1 protein-coding gene and 1 pseudogene are annotated in these 1,062 nt (G+C 64.1%); both read right to left on the reverse strand.

Annotated features, from left to right (window positions below; genetic code table 11):
• Window positions 1-489, reverse strand: a pseudogene (locus PY649_RS34745) (electron transfer flavoprotein subunit alpha/FixB family protein); the annotation flags it as partial.
• 27 nt (window positions 490-516) lie between these two features.
• The coding region (locus PY649_RS34750) for an electron transfer flavoprotein subunit beta/FixA family protein (protein ID WP_285873598.1) at window positions 517-1,062 on the reverse strand (546 nt) is incomplete at its 5' end.

The raw sequence follows: 1,062 nt of genomic DNA on the forward strand, positions 1-1,062 counted from the left end.
GCCACCTTCCGAAGCCGAGGCGAACGAGGCGGTGCGCACGGTAATGACTTTTTTGGCGTCGGTCGCCTGCACCGTCTGGATGGCGTTGCCGGCATAGATCGGCCGCTTGAAGGTGTCCGAAGAGACGACTTCGATGATTTCCGAAACCTGGGCGACGTCGAGCAGGGCGGCGACGCGCGGCATGACGTTCTTGCCGACCGAGGTGGCGGCGGTCAGGATGGTGTCGTAGCCCGCCGCCAGCGACACGATGAGATCGGCGAGCGGCTCGGCGAGATTGTTGGCAAGCGCATCGCTTTCGGCCAGCAGCACCTTGGAGACGCCGGAGAGTTTGGCGGCTTGTTCGGCGGCAGCCTTGGCGTCCTTGCCGGCGACGAGGACGTGCACGTCACTTGCCGTTCCTTTGGCAATCTGTGTGGCGGCCGTCAGTGCCTTGGCGGTCTGGTCGGAAAGGTGATTGCTGTCATGATCAGCCAGAAGAAGAATGGCCATGGTGTCTAACTCCTCGTTCGGACTGGATTACAGGACGCCGGCTTCGGTCTTGAGCTTTTCGACCAGTTCGGCCACCGACTTGACCTTGACGCCCGCCTTGCGGCCGCCCGGCTCTTCGGTCTTCAGCACCTTCAGGCGCGGCGCGGTGGAAACGCCGAAGTCGGCCGGAGCCTTCTTGTCGAGCGGCTTCTTCTTCGCCTTCATGATGTTCGGCAGCGAGGCATAACGCGGCTCGTTGAGGCGAAGGTCAGTGGTGACCACGGCCGGCAGCTTGACCTCGATCGTCTGCAGGCCACCGTCGACTTCGCGGGTGACAGTCGCGCGTCCCTCACCGAGTTCGATCTTCGACGCGAAGGTTGCCTGCGCCGAGCCCAGCAATGCCGCCAGCATCTGGCCGGTCTGGTTCGAATCGTCGTCGATCGCCTGCTTGCCGACGATGATCAGGCCCGGTTGTTCGGCATCGGCAACGCCCTTCAGGATCTTCGCCACCGCCAGCGGTTCGACGGCATCGTCGGTCTCGACCAGGATCGCCCGGTCGGCGCCCATGGCGAGGGCGGTGCGCAGCGTCTCTTC

This window comes from Rhizobium mayense (assembly GCF_030272705.1).
GTDB classification, from domain to species: Bacteria; Pseudomonadota; Alphaproteobacteria; order Rhizobiales; family Rhizobiaceae; genus Rhizobium; species Rhizobium mayense.